13 protein-coding genes are annotated in these 17,908 nt (G+C 72.0%); all 13 read right to left on the reverse strand.

The window, feature by feature from the left end:
* Positions 1-54: 54 nt before the first annotated feature.
* Complete coding sequence (cobC, locus tag CES90_RS25840) at positions 55-1,137, reverse strand: Rv2231c family pyridoxal phosphate-dependent protein CobC (protein WP_189783811.1); 1,083 nt, start codon at positions 1,135-1,137, stop codon at positions 55-57.
* Positions 1,115-2,053, reverse strand: a complete 939-nt coding sequence (locus CES90_RS25845; protein WP_189783730.1) for a sirohydrochlorin chelatase — start codon at positions 2,051-2,053, stop codon at positions 1,115-1,117. Before CES90_RS25845 ends, cobC begins: the two co-directional genes overlap by 23 nt.
* Positions 2,050-2,637 carry a precorrin-8X methylmutase gene (locus CES90_RS25850; protein ID WP_189783731.1) on the reverse strand — a complete coding sequence of 196 codons (588 nt, stop codon included), beginning with the start codon at positions 2,635-2,637 and terminating at the stop codon, positions 2,050-2,052. Before CES90_RS25850 ends, CES90_RS25845 begins: the two co-directional genes overlap by 4 nt.
* Positions 2,638-2,642: 5 nt before the next feature.
* On the reverse strand, positions 2,643-4,361 hold the full coding sequence (gene cobJ / locus CES90_RS25855) for a precorrin-3B C(17)-methyltransferase (RefSeq protein ID WP_189783732.1): 1,719 nt from the start codon (positions 4,359-4,361) through the stop codon (positions 2,643-2,645).
* Positions 4,358-5,605 (reverse strand): precorrin-6y C5,15-methyltransferase (decarboxylating) subunit CbiE, encoded by a 1,248-nt coding sequence (cbiE, locus tag CES90_RS25860; RefSeq protein ID WP_189783733.1) that lies wholly within the window; start codon positions 5,603-5,605, stop codon positions 4,358-4,360. Before cbiE ends, cobJ begins: the two co-directional genes overlap by 4 nt.
* Positions 5,602-6,450 carry a precorrin-4 C(11)-methyltransferase gene (gene cobM, locus CES90_RS25865; protein ID WP_189783734.1) on the reverse strand — a complete coding sequence of 283 codons (849 nt, stop codon included), beginning with the start codon at positions 6,448-6,450 and terminating at the stop codon, positions 5,602-5,604. Before cobM ends, cbiE begins: the two co-directional genes overlap by 4 nt.
* A gap of 148 nt (positions 6,451-6,598) precedes the next feature.
* Positions 6,599-7,330 (reverse strand): precorrin-2 C(20)-methyltransferase, encoded by a 732-nt coding sequence (cobI, locus tag CES90_RS25870; protein WP_189783735.1) that lies wholly within the window; start codon positions 7,328-7,330, stop codon positions 6,599-6,601.
* The gene (locus CES90_RS25875) at positions 7,327-8,919 is read right to left on the reverse strand and encodes a cobyrinate a,c-diamide synthase (RefSeq protein ID WP_189783736.1); all 1,593 of its coding nucleotides are present in this window, start codon (positions 8,917-8,919) and stop codon (positions 7,327-7,329) included. The genes cobI and CES90_RS25875 overlap by 4 nt, the downstream gene beginning before the upstream one ends.
* A complete protein-coding gene (gene cobO, locus CES90_RS25880; RefSeq protein WP_149824184.1) occupies positions 8,913-9,521 on the reverse strand; it encodes a cob(I)yrinic acid a,c-diamide adenosyltransferase in 609 nt (202 codons plus the stop codon). The genes CES90_RS25875 and cobO overlap by 7 nt, the downstream gene beginning before the upstream one ends.
* Positions 9,521-11,503, reverse strand: a complete 1,983-nt coding sequence (locus CES90_RS25885; protein ID WP_189783737.1) for a putative cobaltochelatase — start codon at positions 11,501-11,503, stop codon at positions 9,521-9,523. The genes cobO and CES90_RS25885 overlap by 1 nt, the downstream gene beginning before the upstream one ends.
* A gap of 169 nt (positions 11,504-11,672) precedes the next feature.
* On the reverse strand, positions 11,673-15,350 hold the full coding sequence (cobN, locus tag CES90_RS25890) for a cobaltochelatase subunit CobN (protein ID WP_189783738.1): 3,678 nt from the start codon (positions 15,348-15,350) through the stop codon (positions 11,673-11,675).
* Entirely contained in the window at positions 15,347-16,894 is a 1,548-nt protein-coding gene (locus CES90_RS25895; protein ID WP_189783739.1) for a cobyric acid synthase, read from the reverse strand. The genes cobN and CES90_RS25895 overlap by 4 nt, the downstream gene beginning before the upstream one ends.
* Positions 16,891-17,898, reverse strand: a complete 1,008-nt coding sequence (locus tag CES90_RS25900) for a cobalamin biosynthesis protein (RefSeq protein WP_229913907.1) — start codon at positions 17,896-17,898, stop codon at positions 16,891-16,893. The genes CES90_RS25895 and CES90_RS25900 overlap by 4 nt, the downstream gene beginning before the upstream one ends.
* Positions 17,899-17,908 lie beyond the last annotated feature (10 nt).

The following is a 17,908-nucleotide window of genomic DNA, read 5'->3' on the forward strand; positions in this document are numbered from 1 at the left end:
GCGGTGAACACCTGACCCGCGTGGTCCGGTCGGCGGACCGCTGAGCCCCTCCGCTCAGCGGTCCGCCAACGTCATCGCCCGGTCCAGGGCCTGGAGGAAGCCGTTGACCGTCGCCCGGTCCCGGACGGCCAGGCGCAGCCATTCCTCGTCCAGACCCGGGAACGTGTCGCCCCGGCGGACGGCGAAGCCGAGGGTGCGCAGATGGCGTCGTACGGCTGCCGCGCGGGGGAGTCGGACCAGCACGAACGGGCCCTCGGCGGGCTCGGCGACGAGCAGGCCGTCGGGGGCGAACTCCTTGAGTCCGGCGACCAGATGGGCGCGGTCGGCGGCGATACGACCGGCCGCGTAGGCCGCTTCCGCCAGCGCCCGGTCCGACACACATGCCTCGGCCGCCGCGAGAGCGGGCGTGGACACAGGCCACAGCGGCTGGGCGCGCTCCAGTTCAGCGATCGTCTCGGGAGCGGCGAGGACGTAACCGATCCGCAGCCCTGCCAGCCCCCAGGTCTTGGTGAGGCTGCGCAGCACGACGAGGCCGGGCACGTCCGTCCGCCCGGCCAGCGCCTCGCGCTCACCCGGCACGGCGTCCATGAACGCCTCGTCGATCACCAACGTCCGCCCCGGCCGGGCTAGTTCGGCGATCGTCGCGGCCGGATGCAGTACGGACGTCGGGTTGGTCGGGTTGCCGATGACGACCAGGTCGGCGTCCTCGGGCACGACCGCCGGGTCCAGCCGGAAGCCGTCCGCCGCCCGCAGCAGCACCCGGTCCACGGTGTGCCCGGCGTCCCGCAGCGCGGCCTCCGGCTCCGTGAACTGGGGGTGCACGACGACGGGTCGACGGACCTTCAGGGCGCGCGCGAGCAGCACGAAGGCCTCGGCGGCGCCCGCGGTGAGCAGGACCCGGTCCGCCGGCAGCCCGTGCCGGGCCGCCACCGCCGCCCGGGCGGCACGCCCGTCGGGGTAGGCGGCCAGCCCGGTCAGCGACTCGGCTATCCGCTCCCGCAGCCAGGCGGGCGGCGTGTCGGAGCGGACGTTCACGGCGAGGTCGATGAGCCCTGCCCCGTCGTCCCGTACCTCGGAGTCCCCGTGATGGCGCAGGTCGTGTGCGCCCTCCGATTCAGTGTGCATGGGAGTGCGCATGCCCTCCGTGGTGATGGTGATGCCCATGGCCGTGGTGGTGCCCGTCGTCGTCCGGGTGGAAGTGCGGCTGCTGCGGCAGCCCCACCTTGTCCTCGAAGCCGGGCAGTGCGATGCGGTAGACGCAGGAGTCGCAGTTCATGCGCAGATCGCCCTCCAGCGCCTCCCGGTACCGCTCCATGACCAGATCCAGCAACTCCGGCTCCGGCCCGATGACATCGGCAGACCGTACCTCGATCTCCGGGTGCGCCGCCGACCAACCCTCGGTCTGCTGCCGCACCCGGTCCGGCAGGATCCCGGTGAACAGGAAGTACGGCAGCACGACGATCCGCTTCGCGCCCAGCCTCACGCACCGGTCGAGACCGCTCGGCACGTCCGGCGCCGCCAGCGACACGAACGCCGTCTCCACGCCCGCGAAACCGCGCCCCTCCCACAGCAGCCGGGCCGCCTTGTGCACCTCGGCGTTGGCGTCGGGATCGGTGGAACCGCGCCCGACCAGCAGCACGGTGACATCGGCACGGTCGCCCGGCGCACGCCCGGCCGAGCCCAGCGCCTCGTCCAGCCGCCGCTCCAGGACGCTCAGCAACGCCGGGTGCGGGCCCAGCGGACGGCCGTAGGTGTACGAGATCCCCGGGTGGCGTTCCTTCTCGCGGGCCAGCGCCGCCGGGATGTCCCCCTTGGCGTGCCCGGCGGACACCAGCATCAGCGGAACCGCGGCGAACCGCCGCACCCCCCGCTCCACCAGCTCGGTGACGGCCTCGCCCAGCGGCGGCGGGGACAGCTCGATGAAGCCGCCCGCGACGGGCAGTTCGGGGTGGCGGCGCCCCAACTCCCGTACGAAGTCGCGGAACGCCTCGGCTCCGGCATCGTCCCGGGTGCCATGACCGGCGATGAGCAGGGCGGGCGGCGGGGTGGTCACGATTTCTCCTTCTCGGTGGGGTGGTAGTACAGCAGGGCGTTGAGCGCGGCGGCGGCCACCGCCGACCCGCCCTTCTCGGACACGTTGCTGACAGCGGGCAGTCCGCTCTCCCGCAACGCGGCCTTGGACTCGGCCGCGCCGACGAAACCGACGGGCAGCCCGATGACGAGCGCCGGCGCGGCGTCCAGCGTGAGCAGCTCCTCGAGCGCGGTCGGCGCACATCCGATCACCCACAACGCCCCCGGCCCGACCTGCTCGTAAGCCAGCCGGACCGCATGCGCGGAGCGCGTCAGCCCGGGTCCGGCCGCGGCGTCCTTCAACCGGCAGACGGTCTCGCGCCGGGTGATCCCCGCGGCGACCATCTCCACATCCACGACAACCGGCGCCCCGGCGTGCAGCGCGGCGTGCGCGTTCCGCAGCGCGCCCTCGTCCATGACGAGGTCGTCCGCGTACTCCAGATCGGCGGCGGAGTGGATGACCCGCTCCACGACCGCCCTGGTCAGCGGCGGGAAGTGCGAGGTGTCGAGACGGGCGCGCAGCCGCCGGAACGACTCCTGCTCGATCGGATGGACCACACGGGTCACCGGGTTCACTTGAGTCCCCCTTGGTCGCTCTCCTGCCAGCGGTAGCCGCGTGGCGTCACCATGCGCCCCGCGATCTCCCGGGTCGCCGTGTTGCCCACGGTCACAACGGTCATCATGTCGACCGTCGCCGGGTCGAGTGCGGCCAGGGTCGTCACCCGGGCCGATTCGTCCGGCCGCGAGGCCTGCCGTACGACACCGACCGGGGTCGTCGGCTCCCGGTGCTCGCCGAGGATCGCGAGCGCCTTCGGCAGCTGCCAGTCCCGGCCCCGGCTGCGCGGGTTGTAGAACGTCACCACGATGTCCGCCTCGGCCGCCGCCCGCACCCGCCGCTCGATGACCTCCCACGGGGTGTGCAGGTCGGACAGGCTGATCGACACGTGGTCGTGCCCGAGGGGCGCCCCGAGGATCGCGGCGGCGGCGAGCGCGGCGGTCACGCCCGGCACGCCGATCACATCGATGTCGTCGGAGGCCTCGGCGAGCGCCGGCGACGCCATGGCGTACACCCCCGCGTCCCCACTCCCGATCAACGCGACGGCCTGCCCCTTCCGAGCCTCCGCCACCGCCGTCCGCGCCCGCTCCTCCTCGGCACCGAGCCCGGACTCCAGGACGCGCGTACCGGGCCTGAGCAGGTCCCGGATCTGATCGACGTACTGATCGAGCCCGACGAGCACGGAGGCGGATCGGAGCTCTGCCTTGGCACGTGGCGTCAGCAGATCCCGTGCCCCGGGCCCGAGCCCGACCACCGCGAGCCGCCCCCGCCCCGCCCGCCGCACGACCGCACAGGTAGCCATCGCCGCCTTCCCGTCCGCCCGCTCCGACTTCCGCTTGGGAACGAGGAGCTCACCCCCGCGCACGAGGGCGGCGGCCTCAGCGACAGAGGCGGTGCCGACGGCGGCGAGCGGCGCGTCGGAGGGGTTCGGCACCTCCACCGCCGCCAACTCCTCGGCGGAGTAGGTCACGAGGGGCACAGCAAGGCTCTCGGCCGCCTGGACGATGCCGGGTTCGCCGGCTTTGGCGTCGACGGTGGCGATCTCGGCGAGCGACCTGGGGGAGAGCCCGGCGTCGTGCAGGGCGCTCCGGACGAGGCCGAGGATCTCGTCGGCGGGGGCACCCTTGGAGGCACCTACGCCCACGACGAGGGACGGCGGGCGAAGGATGACCTGGGATTCGCCGATGTCGAGGACGCGGTCGGTCACGCGCACCACCGGTCCCTGCCGGACCGCCGGGCGCCCGACGTTCGACGGCAACGCGGGCAGAGGCCAGTTGACCTCCAGGTCCAGCGCAACCGCCTCCCCATCCAGCACCGCCCGAGAAACCCCGGCCACATCCCCCTCGACGGGCAACCCGAGCGTGTCCAGCCCAGGCACCCCCACCGCATCCGTAGCGGTAGTCACCACAGGCTCAGCGCCCAACAACTCCCCCACCTCACGGGCGAGTTCATTGGCACCCCCACCATGCCCGCCGACCAACGAGACAGCGAACCGCCCGCCCTCGTCGACGCACACCACACCCGGGTCGGACGCCTTGTCGCCCAGCAGCGGCGCGAGCAGCCGTACGGTCGCCCCCGTAGCGAGGAAGCACACCAGCTGCTCGCACTCCCCGAAGGCGCGCCCCACGGCATCCCGTACGGACCCCTCGTACACACGTGTCCGCTCGGGCCAGGCCGAGGCGAGCCGCTGGGCGGCCACCGCCCCCGCGGCGGTCGCGGAGATCAGGCCGATCACCGGTCAACTCCTTCGATGTGCGCCGGAGGCCTGACGCCCCACAGCAGAAAAACGGGATTGGTGGCGGCCAGCCGGGTCACGTCCCCCGGCAGCGGCGCGAGCCGGGACGCCTGCAGCAGTACGCCGTCACAGGTCATCCCGGCCGCCACGAGCGCCTCCCGGGCCGCCGGGACCCGGTCGAGCGCGGCCATGGCGACCACCACGGTCCGCCGTACGCGCCCCGCGCAGGCGGCGACGATGGCGGGCAGTCCGCGCCCCCCACCGCCGATGAACACGGCGTCGGGTTCGCCGTGCAGACCGCCCAGCACGTCCGGCGCCGCACCGTGCACCACATGCACATCGACACCGTGCGCGGCGGCGTTGGCGTGGATCCGCTCCACGTCCTCGGCCGACTTCTCGACGGCGGTGACGGCCGCGCCGAGCCGCGCGCACTCCACGGCCACCGAGCCGGAACCCGCGCCGATGTCCCACACCAGATCCCCGAGCCGTGGCCCGAGCCGGGCGAGCGCCAGCGCCCGCACCTCGAACTTGGTGATCATCGAGTCACGATGCGCGAACTCGCCCTCGTCCAGGGCCCATTGGGCAGGCGACGGGCGCGCGCCGGCGACGGTACGCATCGCGGTGACCACATGCTCGTCGTCGGGATCGAGGCACAGCACGACGCTGACCGCCGAGCCCCAGTCACGGGCGGCGGCCTCCACCGGAGTCACCCGCTCCACCCGCTCCCGCGCCGGATCGCCCAGCGCGGACGCCACGACGAGCACCCGCCGGCTGTGCAGCAGTCCCGCGCCCAGTTCGGCGGGCCCGGAGCCCGGCCCGGTCAGCACCGCCACCTTCGGCCGCGCCCGGCACACGTTCAGCGCGGTCCGCGGATCACGCCCGTGCGCGCTCACCACGACCGCGTCGTCCCAGGGCAGCCCCAGCCGGGCGAACGCGGTGGCGACGGACGACACCCCCGGCCGTACGTCCAACGCGTCCGCCCCGAACCGCTCGGCCAGCGCCCGCACGATCCCGAAGAACCCGGGGTCACCGGAGGCGAGAACGACGACCTGCCGGTCGAGGAACTTCTCGATCACGTCCAGGGCGGGCGCCAACGGCCCCAGCACCACCCGCTCGGCACTCTCCGGCAGCCGAGCCGCGTCCAGATGCCGCCGCCCGCCCACGACGAGCACGGCCTTCGCCAACACGGCCTCGGCGTCCGGGGGGAGAGGCGCCCCCGTACCCGTACCGATGACACTGATCACGGAGCCGAGCCCTGCTCCCGTACCTCACGACGCGCCTCCCGCAGCGCCTTGCGCGCCGCCGGATCGGCCTTGCGGTATCCGTGGAAGTGACCGGGGTGGTAGAGATGCGAACGCGTCCCCCGGGCGTCGAGGGCGGGACCGACCAGGAACAGTGTGTGCTTCCAGAGCTTGTGCTCCTTGACGGTCTCCTCCAGCGTCCCGATCGTGCACTTCACGACGAGCTCCTCGGGCCAGGTCGCCTGATACGCCACCACGACCGGCGTCGACGTCGGATACCCGCCCTCCAACAGCTCCCGCACCAACTGCCCACTGCGCGCCGCCGACAGAAACACCGCCATGGTCGTCCCGTGCCGCGCGAACTCCCGTACCTCCTCACCCGGCGGCATGGGCGTCTTGCCCCCACCGAGCCGGGTCAGGATCACGGACTGCGCGACTTCGGGAATCGTCAACTCACGCTGAGCGAGCGCGGCGACGGCGGAGAAGGACGACACCCCGGGAATGACCTCGGTGGCGATCCCGATCTCCCGACACCGATCGAGCTGCTCCTGCGTACCGCCCCACAGCGCCGGATCCCCGGAATGAATCCGCGCCACCTTCAGCCCTTCGGCGAGGGCCCGCTCGTACACGGCGACGACGTCTTCCAGAGACATGGCCGCCGAGTCGAGGATCTCCGCCCCTTCCCGGGCATGCTCAAGCACCTCCTCCTGAACGAGGCTCGCGGCCCAGATCACCACGTCGGCCTCGGCGATGGCCCGAGCAGCCCGAAACGTCAACAGATCAGCAGCCCCGGGCCCGGCCCCGACGAAGGTCACCTTCCCGGTGGGGTTATCGGCAGTGGGGTTCATTGCTCCTCTTTCGGGGTGGTCCGGATCTCGCCAAGGGGCGCGCCCCCAAGGGGCGCGGGGCCGTGACATACGCGGCTCCGCCGCGTGGGCGCGACATGCCACAACGGACCCGCAGTCAAAAACGGCCCTACCATCGGAGCGCGGGCGCTCACAGTTTGCCGCCGCGCCCGCCGTCACGCCGGGCGGGCGCGATGAGAGTGGAGAGATAGGGCAGCGGACGGCCGTCGAGTTCGCCGGCGGCCTGGATGGACTCCTCCGCCAGCCCGAGCGAGGAGCCCCACACCGCGTCGTCGATCCGCCCGGTCTCGCGCAGCGCCTCGACGACGGCCTGCGCCTGCCGCCCGAACTTGTACGCGACGACGGTCCCCGGCCCGTTGAGGGCGTCCTTCAGCACGGCCGCCCCCGCGGTGACGGGCACGAGCGTGAGCGGCTCGGTCCCTTCCGTCAGTACGGCACCGGAGCGCGCGGCGAGATCCTGCATCGCGGTGATACCGGGCACGGTCTCCACGACGGTACCCGGCACCAGCTCCTCGATGGTCTGGGCGAGATAGGTGAAGGTGGAGTAGACGTTGGGATCACCGATCGTGGCGAAGGCGACGCACGCGTGCCCCCTGAGCAACTCGGCGACCCGCTCCCCGGCGGCGTCCCAGGCGGCCTCGCGGCGCCCCCGGTCGGTCCGCTCGTTGAGCGCGAACACAACCCGTACGACCTTGTCCTCGGACACATAGTGGAGAACGGTCGCCTCGGCCCGCCCCCGCTCCCCGGTGTCCATCACCGGCACAACCACGACATCGGCGGCCCGCAGAGCGTTGACACCCTTGACGGTCACCAGCTCCGGATCACCGGGCCCGACCCCGATCCCGATCAGCTTGCTGCTCATGACGTCCGGCACCTCTCCACGAACCGACGGGCGACACCGGGCTCCGACGCCCAGTGCGTGTGCAGATAACTCGCGTGCACACCTCGCTGTACAAAACCTTCGACCCGCCGCGCGGGAGACCGTATCCCCCAGGCGGGAGCCACCCCGGCCCCCGGCTCGACGACCGTCCGGTGAAACTCGTGCCCCTGCATCCGTGTCCCGGCCGGCGCGAGCACACTGTCGCTGACAGCCACGGCATCCCGATACCCGAGCGTGAGCCGCTCCGACATCCGAGCATTCGCCTCAAGCACCCCACACATCGGCAGCCCATCGAGCTCCCGGCACAGATACAGCAGCCCGGCACACTCGGCGGCGACAGGAGCCCCGCTCTCCGCGAGGCCCGCGACAGCCTTCCGCAGGGGTACGTTGGCGGACAGCTCAGCGGCGTACACCTCGGGGAACCCACCGCCGATGACCAACCCCCGAGTCCCCTCGGGCAGTTCCTCATCGTTCAGCGGATCAAAGGCGATCACTTCGGCACCGGCAGCGGCAAGCAGCTCACTGTGCTCGGCATACGAAAAGCTGAACGCGGCCCCACCGGCAACGGCAACGACGGGCGCTTCGGCAACGACCGCTGCTTCGGCTTCGGCCACTGTCGAGCCCGGTCCAGCCACATCCAGCCCGTCCGGCGTTTGAGGGCGGGGGGCCCCGTCGCGATCCCCCACCCACCCGAGGGGGTTCGCGTGATGGTTCGGGCCCGCGCCATTCAGCCCGTCCGGCGTTTGAGGACGAGGCCGTTCAGGCCGAAAGCGGGGGTCTGGGGGCGCAGCCCTCAGGGACGGGACGGGTAGGGGCGGCGGGGGCGAGGAAACCAAGGCCTCAGCCGCATCCCAAGCCGCACCCGACATCACCCCCGCACTCCGAGCCAGCCCGAGCAGCCCCTCCAGATCGCACCCGGCCGCCACCTGCGCAGCCATGGCTGCCACCGCCTCCACCGCAGCCGAACGCCGCTCGGCAACCGGCACCAACCCCAGATGTCGAGACGGCGTACCCACCTGCGGAGCCCGCCGCAGCACCCCCAACACCGCCACCCCGGCCGACTCCAACGCCTCCCGCAACAACTCCTCGTGCCGATCCGACGCGACCTTGTTCAGAATCACGCCCCCGACCCGCACCTGCGGATCCCACGAGGCGAACCCATGCACCAACGCCGCCACCGACCGCGACTGCGAAGACGCGTCCACGACCAGCACCACCGGCGCCCGCAACAGCTTCGCCACATGAGCCGTGGAGGCCAGTTCACCTTCCCCCGCGGCCCCGTCGTACATCCCCATCACACCCTCGACGACGGCGATGTCGCACCCCCGCGCCCCATGGGCGAAGAGCGGCGCGACCAACTCCGGCCCGCACAGATACGCGTCGAGGTTGCGCCCCACCCGCCCGCTCGCGAGCGCGTGATACCCGGGATCGATGTAGTCCGGTCCCACCTTGTGCGGAGACACGACGAGCCCCCGCGCGGCGAACGCGGCCATCAACCCCGTGGCGACGGTGGTCTTGCCGCTGCCCGAGGAGGGCGCGGCGATGACCAACCGGGGCACAGCTGTCACCACTCGATGCCCCTCTGGCCCTTCTGGCCGGCGTCCATGGGGTGCTTGACCTTGGACATGTCCGTCACCAGGTCCGCGAAGTCGACAAGCTTCTCGGGAGCGTTCCGCCCGGTGATGACGACATGCTGCGTCCCAGGCCGGTCCCGCAGCACGGAGATCACCTCATCGGTGTCGACCCACCCCCAGTGCATGGGATAAGCGAACTCATCCAGCACATACAGCTTGTACGTCTCGGCGGCCAGATCCCGCTTGACCTGCTCCCAGCCCTCCCGGGCTTTCTCCTCGTTGGTCGAGTTGTCACCCTGGATGTCCCGCTGGACCCACGACCAGCCCTCACCCATCTTGTGCCAGTCGACGGACCCGCCCTCACCGCTCGCGCCCAGCACCCGCAGCGCGTTCTCCTCGCCGACCTTCCACTTGGCCGACTTGACGAACTGGAACACCCCGATGGGCCACCCCTGGTTCCAAGCCCGCAACGCCAGCCCGAACGCGGCGGTCGACTTGCCCTTCCCGATTCCCGTGTGCACCACGACAAGAGGCCGGTTACGACGCTGCCGCGTCGTCAGCCCGTCATCCGGTACGACACTCGGCTGTCCCTGAGGCATTACGCGGCCCTCCTCTGTACGTCCTTCACCAGCCCGGCGATGGAATCCGCCCGCAACTCGTCCAACGTCACCGCCGTACCCCCCAACTCACCCGCGAGCTGCCCCGCCAGCCCCAGCCGCACCGGCCCCGACTCGCAGTCCACGACCACGGACGCGACTCCCTCGGCGGCGAACAGCCGCGCCGCACGCCCGGCGAGCGCGACGGGCTCCGGCCCACCCGTGGCCCGCCCGTCCGTCACGACCACGACGAGCGCCCGCCGCGCCGGATCCCGCAACCGCTCGACCCGCAGCACGTCATGGGCCTTCAACAGCCCCGCGGCGAGTGGCGTCCGCCCACCCGTCGGCAGCGACTCAAGACGGGCCGCCGCCGCGTCCACCGACGAGGTCGGCGGCAACGCCACCTCGGCGGCCGACCCCCGGAAGGTCACCAGCCCCACCTTGTCCCGCCGCTGATACGCGTCAAGCAGCAGCGACAACACGGCTCCCTTCACGGCACTCATCCGCTGCCGCGCCGCCATCGACCCGGAGGCGTCCACGACGAACAGCACGAGGTTCCCCTCACGCCCCTCGCGGACGGCCTGCCGCAGATCGTCCCGGCGCACGACCAGTCCCGGTCCCGACCGCCCCCGCGCCCGCTGGTGCGGGGCCGCGGCCTGCACCGTGGCCGCCAAGTGCAGCTTGGTGAGCGCCCCCCGGGGCCGCCGCGCTCCCATCGCCCGCCCGTGCTCGGTCCGCGCCCGCGAACGCCGCCCGGCCGCGCCCTCGCCGATGCCGGGCACGCTCAGCACCTTGGTACGAAACGGTTCCGAGGCCCGTACGGCCGACTGCTCGGAGGCCCCCGAGGGCTGCGGCCGGCCATCCTCCCCGGCCTCGGGCCGGGCACCGGTGTCACCACCCTGCGGCCCCTCGTCCGGCGACGGCTGCCCGCCGCCTCCGCCGGGCCCGTCCGGCCCCGGATCGGGGTCGTCGTCCCCGGAGAACTCCTCCAACGTGTCGTCGAGCTTGTCCTCGTCGAGCCCCGGCGCGTCGAAGGGATTCCGCCGCCGCCGGTGCGGCAGCGCGAGCAGCGCCGCCTGCCGCACGTCCTCGGCGAGCACGTCGGTCCGCCCGGCCCACGCGGCCAGCGCGGTGGCGGTCCGAGCCATGACGATGTCGGCCCGCATCCCGTCGACCTCGAAAGCCGCGCAGGTGGCGGCGATCTGCCGCAGCGCCCCATCACCCAGCCGCACGGACGGCAACAACTCCCGTGCGGCGACGATCCGTTGACGTACGGCGGCTTCCTCGTCCGCCCAACGGGCCGCGAACCCGACCGGATCGTCGTCGTACGCCAGCCGGCGCCGTACGACCTCCACCCGCTGGTCCGGCTCCCGCGAGGCGGCCACCTCAACGGTCAGCCCGAATCGGTCCAGCAACTGCGGCCGCAGCTCACCCTCTTCGGGGTTCATGGTCCCGACGAGCAGGAACCGGGCGGCATGCCGTACGGAGACACCCTCGCGCTCGACGTACGAGGCACCCATGGCGGCGGCGTCCAGCAGCAGATCGACGAGATGATCGTGAAGGAGGTTGACCTCGTCGACGTACAGGATCCCGCGATGCGCGTCCGCGAGCAGCCCCGGCTCGAACGCCTTCACGCCCTCGGCCAGCGCCCGCTCGATGTCGAGCGCGCCGACGAGCCGGTCCTCGGAGGCCCCGACGGGCAGCTCGACCATCCGCGCGGGGCGCGGGACACCGGGGCGCGGCTCGTGCGGGCCGTCCGGGCACGTCGGATCCGGAGCCCCCGGATCGCACGAGAAACGGCACCCGGCGACGACGTCCACCTCCGGCAGGAGCGCGGACAAGGCGCGGACGGCCGTGCTTTTCGCCGTCCCTTTCTCCCCACGCACGAGAACACCGCCCACTGCGGGGCTCACCGCGTTGAGAAGCAGAGCCAGGCGCAGGTCGTCCTGCCCGACGACGGCCGTGAACGGATAGGGGACACTCACTCCGGGATCACTCCTTCGAGTGGCTGGTGCGATGACTGCCAGCCGCTGGCCGGAGTGGCTGACAGGCTGCGGATATGGTCCCCGCCGACGCGGGGGTGGTCCGGGCACGGCCAAATCCACGGCTGTCCGTGCACTGTGTTCCCCGCCGACGCGGGGGTTCCCAGGGAGATCACGCGTCTCCCTCCAGATCTCCCTCAAGTTCGAGGTAGGTCGCCCGGAGCCGGTCCAGGGTCTCCTGGTCCGGCTCCGCCCACAGTCCGCGATCGGCGGCCTCCAGCAGCCGCTCGGTGATGCCTCTCAAGGCCCACGGGTTGGACTTCTTCATGAAGTCCCGGTTCTCCGCGTCGAAGACGTACTCGGCGCTGAGCTTCTCGTACATCCAGTCGTCCACGACCCCGGCCGTCGCGTCGTACCCGAAGAGGTAGTCGACGGTCGCCGCCATCTCGAAGGCGCCCTTGTAGCCGTGGCGCCGCATGGCCGCCATCCAGCGCGGGTTGACCACACGGGCGCGGAACACCCGGTGTGTCTCCTCGCCCAGCGTCCGCGTTTTCACCTGGTCCGGAACGGCGCTGTCACCGACGTACGCCTCGGGGGAGGCCCCCGTCAGATGCCGCACCATGGCGACCATGCCGCCGTGGTACTGGAAGTAGTCGTCGGCGTCGACGAGATCGTGCTCCCTGGTATCCACATTCTTCGCGGCGACGGCGATCCGCTTGAACGCCGTCTCCATGTCCCCCCGAGCCGCCCGCCCCTCCAGCCCCCGCCCATACGCGTAGCCACCCCAGACGGCGTACACCTCGGCGAGGTCGGCGTCCGACCGCCAATTCCGCGCGTCGATCAACGGCAGCAGCCCGGCCCCGTACGCCCCCGGCTTGGACCCGAAGATACGAGCCGTCGCCCGCCGCCGGTCGCCGTGCTCGGCGGTGTCCTCGTCGGCGTGCGCCTTGACGAAGTTCTGCGAGGCGGGCTCGTCCAGCTCGGCCACCTTGCGCACCGCGTCGTCGATCAACCCCACCACATGCGGGAACGCGTCCCGGAAGAACCCGGAGATCCGGACGGTGACGTCGATGCGCGGCCGCCCCAGCTCCGCCAGGCCGACGATCTCGAAGCCGGTCACCCGGCGCGACGCGTCGTCCCACACCGGACGACACCCCAGCAGCGCCAGGATCTCCGCGATGTCATCGCCCTGGGTACGCATCGCGGACGTACCCCACACCGTCAGCCCGACCGATTTCGGGTACTCGCCGGTGTCGGCCAGATACCGCTGCACGAGCGAGTCGGCGAGCGACTGCCCGACCTCCCAACTCAGCCGGGACGGAATGGCCTTGGGGTCGACGGAGTAGAAGTTGCGCCCGGTCGGCAGGACGTTCACCAGCCCGCGCGTCGGCGAACCGGACGGACCCGCCGGCACGTAACCACCGTCGAGGGCCTTGAGGATGTGCCCGATCTCGTCCGTGGTCCTCGCCAGCCGCGGCACGACCTCGTCGCACGCGAACTCCAACACCGCGGCGGCGTCCGGGAGTTCGACGCCGAGCACCCCGCGTACGAGGGCCGGGACGACCGTGACGTCCCAGTCCCGGGCCTCCATGCCCTCCGCGAGCCGCCGGCACAGTTGCTCAAGGAGGTCGATGGCGTCGGCGGCGGTACGCGCCGGTCCGTCCACCAGGTCCGTCAGCTCGACCGGAGCCTTCACCGGCGCGCCGGGCTCGGCCAGCAACTCCTTCTCGACCAGCCCGAAATGGGCCGCGAGGGAGGCCCGCAGCCCCGGCAGCGCGTTCGCCTGTCCGCCCCACACCTGCGAGGCGCGCAGCACGGCGAGCACGAGGTTGACGCGGGGTTCGCCGACGGGCCCGCCCCCGAGGATGTGCAGACCATCCCTGATCTGCACATCCTTGATCTCGCACAGATAGCCGTCGATGTGCATGACGAACTCGTCGAAGTCGTCGTCGTCCGGCTGGTCGTCGACATGCAGGTCGTGGTGGAGTTCGGCCGCCTTCACCAGCGTCCAGATCTGCGCCCGCACGGCCGGCGCCTTCGTCGGGTCCAGGTCGGACACGAGCGCGTACTCGTCGAGGAGCTGCTCCAGCTTCGCCAGATCGCCGTAGGTGTCGGCGCGCGCCATCGGCGGCACCAGATGGTCGACCACCGTCGCGTGCCCGCGCCGCTTGGCCTGGGTGCCCTCGCCGGGGTCGTTGACGATGAACGGGTAGATCAGCGGCAGCTCACCGAGGACGGCGTCCGGTGCGCAACCGCCGCTCAGCCCGAGCCCCTTGCCGGGCAGCCACTCCATCGTGCCGTGCTTGCCCATGTGCACGATGGCGTCGGCGCCGAACCCCCCCTCCGATGTTGCAGCCTCCAGCCACCTGTAGGCCGCCATGTAGTGGTGGGACGGCGGCATGTCGGGGTCGTGGTAGATCGCGATCGGGTTCTCGCCGAAGCCGCGCGGCGGCTGGATCATCACGACGACGTTCCCGAACTGGAGCGAGGCGAGGACGATGTCGTCGCCGTCGACGTAGAGGGAGCCCGGCGGCTCGCCCCACGCCTCCAGCATGGCGTCCCGCAGCTGGGGGTCGAGCTTGTCGAACCACGCCCGGTAGTCGGCGAGCGGCACCCGCGCGGGCGCGGCGGCCAGCTGGTCCTCCGTCAGCCACTCCACATCGTGGCCACCGGCCTCGATGAGCCGGTGGATCAACTCGTCGCCACCGGAGGGGTATTCGGTCAGCGAGTAGCCCGCGTCCCGCAGCGCGTCCAGCACCTGTACCGCCGAGGCGGGCGTGTCCAGGCCGACCGCGTTGCCGACGCGCGAGTGCTTGGTCGGGTACGCGGTGAAGATCAGCGCCAGCTTCTTCTCGGCGTTCGGCTTGTGCTTCAACCGGGCGTGCCGAACGGCGATTCCGGCGACCCGCCCGGCCCGCTCGGGGTCGGCGACGTAGACCGGGACGTCGGCCCCGTTCTCGTCGATCTGCTCCTTGAAGGAGAACGGCACGGTGATGAGCCGCCCGTCGAACTCCGGGATCGCGACCTGCATCGCCGCGTCCATGGGGGAGAGGGCGGCATCGGACTCGTCCCAGGCGGCGCGCGACGAGGTGAGGCAGAGCCCTTGCAGGACGGGGATGTCGAGATCGGCGAGCGCGCCGATGTCCCAGGCCTCCTCGTCACCACCGGCCGAGGCCTGCGAGGCGTGCGTACCACCGGCGGCGAGAACGGTGGCGACGAGGGTGTCGGCACGGCCGAGGATCTCGTACAACCCGGTGTCGGCCCCGCGCAGCGAACCGCAGTACACGGGAAGGGCGTTGGCCCCTCGCGCCTCGATCGCATCGCAGAGGGTGTCCACGAAGGCGGTGTTGCCGCTGAGCTCATGGGCCCGGTAGAAGAGCACGCCGACGGTCGGACGGTCCGGGTGGATCGTACGGTCGCCGTGGATGCCGTACTCGGGCATCTTCTGCGGTTCGACGAACCCCTCACCCGTCAGCAGCACGGTGTCGGACAGGAACCGCGCCAGCTCGGTGAGGTTCGCGGGCCCGCCCTCGACGAGATACCGCAACGCCTCGGCCACCACACCGGCGGGCACGGACGACTCGGCCATCAACTCCGCGTCGGGCACCGCCTCTCCACCGAGCAGCACGGTCGGGATGCCGGACGCCTTCAGCTTGGCGAGCCCGTCCTCCCAGGCCCGCTTGCCGCCCAGCAGCCGTACGACGGCGATGTCCGCGCCGTCGAGCAGACCGGGCAGCTCCCCCTCGACATCCACCCGGGTCGGATTGCCGATCCGGTACGAGGCACCGGAAGCGGCCCGGGCCGCCAGCAGATCCGTGTCGGCGGTCGACAACAACAACACTGTGCTCATGCGGGCGCTCCCGGTGGAATGAAAGGCAGTCCTTGCGGCGCGCCCGACTCGATGAGCCGCCACAGCGCGTCCGTGTCCGCGTGTTCCTCGATCAGATCGCCGAGCCGGTCGAGCTGCTCCTCGCGCAGCGCGGCGAACGACGTGTCGGCGGCCGGTACGAAGCGGCGCCCCGCGGCGGCCGCCACCTCGCGCAGAAAGGCCCGCCGGAACCCGTCCGACTCCAGCGAACCGTGCCAGTGCGTGCCCCAGGTCTGCCCGACCCGGCAGCCGTCGAGGAAGGGGGTTCCACCGCTGACCTCGGCGACCCCGTGGTGGATCTCGTACCCCTCGACGTGCTCACCGAGGGCTTCACCCACCGGCCGGGTGAGGGTCTTCTCCCGGGCGAACCGCACCCGCAGGGGCAGTATCCCGAGCCCGTCCACATGCCCGCGCCGGCTCTCGACCTCGTCCTCGATGTGCTCGCCGAGGACCTGGAAGCCACCGCAGATGCCGAGGACGGGCCGCTGCTCGGCGGCCCTGTGCTTCAGGGCGTCGGCCAGCCCGCGTTCCCGCAGCCACTCCAGCGCCCGTACGGTTCCCCGGGTCCCCGGGACGACCACGAGATCGGCGTCGGCCAGTTCCTCCGGCCGGTCCACGAACCGCACGACGACACCGGGTTCGGCGGCCAGCGCGTCGACGTCCGTGAAGTTGGACATGAGGGGGACGGCACAGACGGCGACCCGCAGCACGTCCTCGCCGATGGGCGAAGAGACGTTCGACTCCCGCACGGTCCCGCGCGGCGAGACGCTCCCCCCCGCTCGGCTTCGCTCGCGCGGGGGGACCCCCATCCCGTCCTCCTCGTCGATGCCAAGCCCGTGCCGGAAGGGCAGCACACCGTACGTCCGCCGCCCGGTGAGTCCCCGCAGCATGTCGAGGCCGGGCTCCAGCAGGGAGACGTCCCCCCGGAACTTGTTGACGAGAAACCCGGCGACGAGCGCCTGATCCTCGGGGGAGAGGAGTGCGACGGTCCCGAAGAAGGAGGCGAAGACGCCCCCACGGTCGATGTCGCCGACGACGAGGACCGGGAGCCCGGCATTCCGAGCGATCCCCATGTTCACGATGTCGGTCCGCCGAAGATTGATCTCGGCGGGAGAACCGGCCCCTTCACAGATCACCGCGTCATACGTGCCCCGCAACTCGGCGAGACACTCCAACACGGTCCCGAGCAGCCGCTGCTGCCGCCCCCCGTGATACCCACGCGCACTCAGCTCGCCCACCGGCTTCCCGAGCAACACGACTTGACTGCTCTGCTCCCCACCGGGCTTGAGCAGCACGGGATTCATCAACGCCGTCGGCTCGACCCGACAGGCCTGCGCCTGCATGGCCTGCGCCCGACCGATCTCGGCGCCCTCCCTCGTCACGAACGAATTGAGGGACATGTTCTGCGCCTTGAACGGCGCGACCTTGACCCCCTGCCGCACCAGCCACCGACAGATCCCGGCGGTGACGACACTCTTCCCGGCATCGGAGGTGGTACCGGCAACGAGCAGCCCACCGCCGGTCATGACGCACGCCCCCTCGACCGCTGCCGACAGTGGGGGAGGGTGGGCACAGCCTGCAGCGCCGAGCGCCTCGCAACCCGGTCCAGGAGCAGCGACGCACCCGCGCTGACCCCCAACGCCAGCCACCCGACACGCTGCGACAGCCGTACGGCCCGCTCGATGTCCCCGACTCGCACAGCCCGTCCCTCCCCATTCAGCACAGGCCGATGCTCGACCCGCCCCCCATACGACAAGGTCCCCCCGAGCCGCACCCCCAGCGCCCCCGCGAACGAGGCCTCCACAGGCCCGGCATTGGGACTCGGATGCTTCGCGGCATCGGCACGCCAAGCCCGTACGGCCCCCCGGCGGTCACCCCCGGCGACGGCGGCCAGCACCGCGGTCAACCTGGCCCCCGGCCACCCCACCACGTCGTCGAGCCGGGCCGAAGCCCACCCGTACCGCCGATGGCGGAGCGACTTGTGCCCGACCATGGCGTCCAGCGTGTTGACGGCCCGGAACCCGACAAGCCCGGGCACACCCCCCACGGCCCCCCAGACCAACGCCCCCACCACGGCATCGGAGGTGTTCTCGGCGACGGACTCCACGACGGCCCGAGCGATCCCATCGGCATCGAGGGCCTGCGGATCGCGCCCACAGAGATGCGGCAGCCGGGCCCGCGCGGCCTCGACATCCCCCGCGTCGAGCGCCCGCCCGATGGCCCGGGCCTCGCGGGCGAGCGAAGTGCCCCCGACGACGGCCCAGGTGGCCGCTCCGGTCAGCGCGACGGAAGCGGTGGGAGATCGGCGTACGGCACGCGTGGCGACGGCCCCGAGCGCCACGGCGCCACCGGCGCACACGGCGGTGTGCAGCGTGCCCCACCCCCGGTGGTCCCGCCACAACACGCTCTCCACGGCAGCCGCGGCCCGCCCGAACACGGCGACCGGATGGCCCCGGCGAGGATCGCCCAGGAGCAGGTCACCGAGGAGCCCGGCGGCGGCGCCGTACGCGAAGACGCGATCGGCACGCATGGCCTCAGCC

It is taken from the genome of Streptomyces capitiformicae (genome assembly GCF_002214185.1).
GTDB classification, from domain to species: domain Bacteria; phylum Actinomycetota; class Actinomycetes; order Streptomycetales; family Streptomycetaceae; genus Streptomyces; species Streptomyces capitiformicae.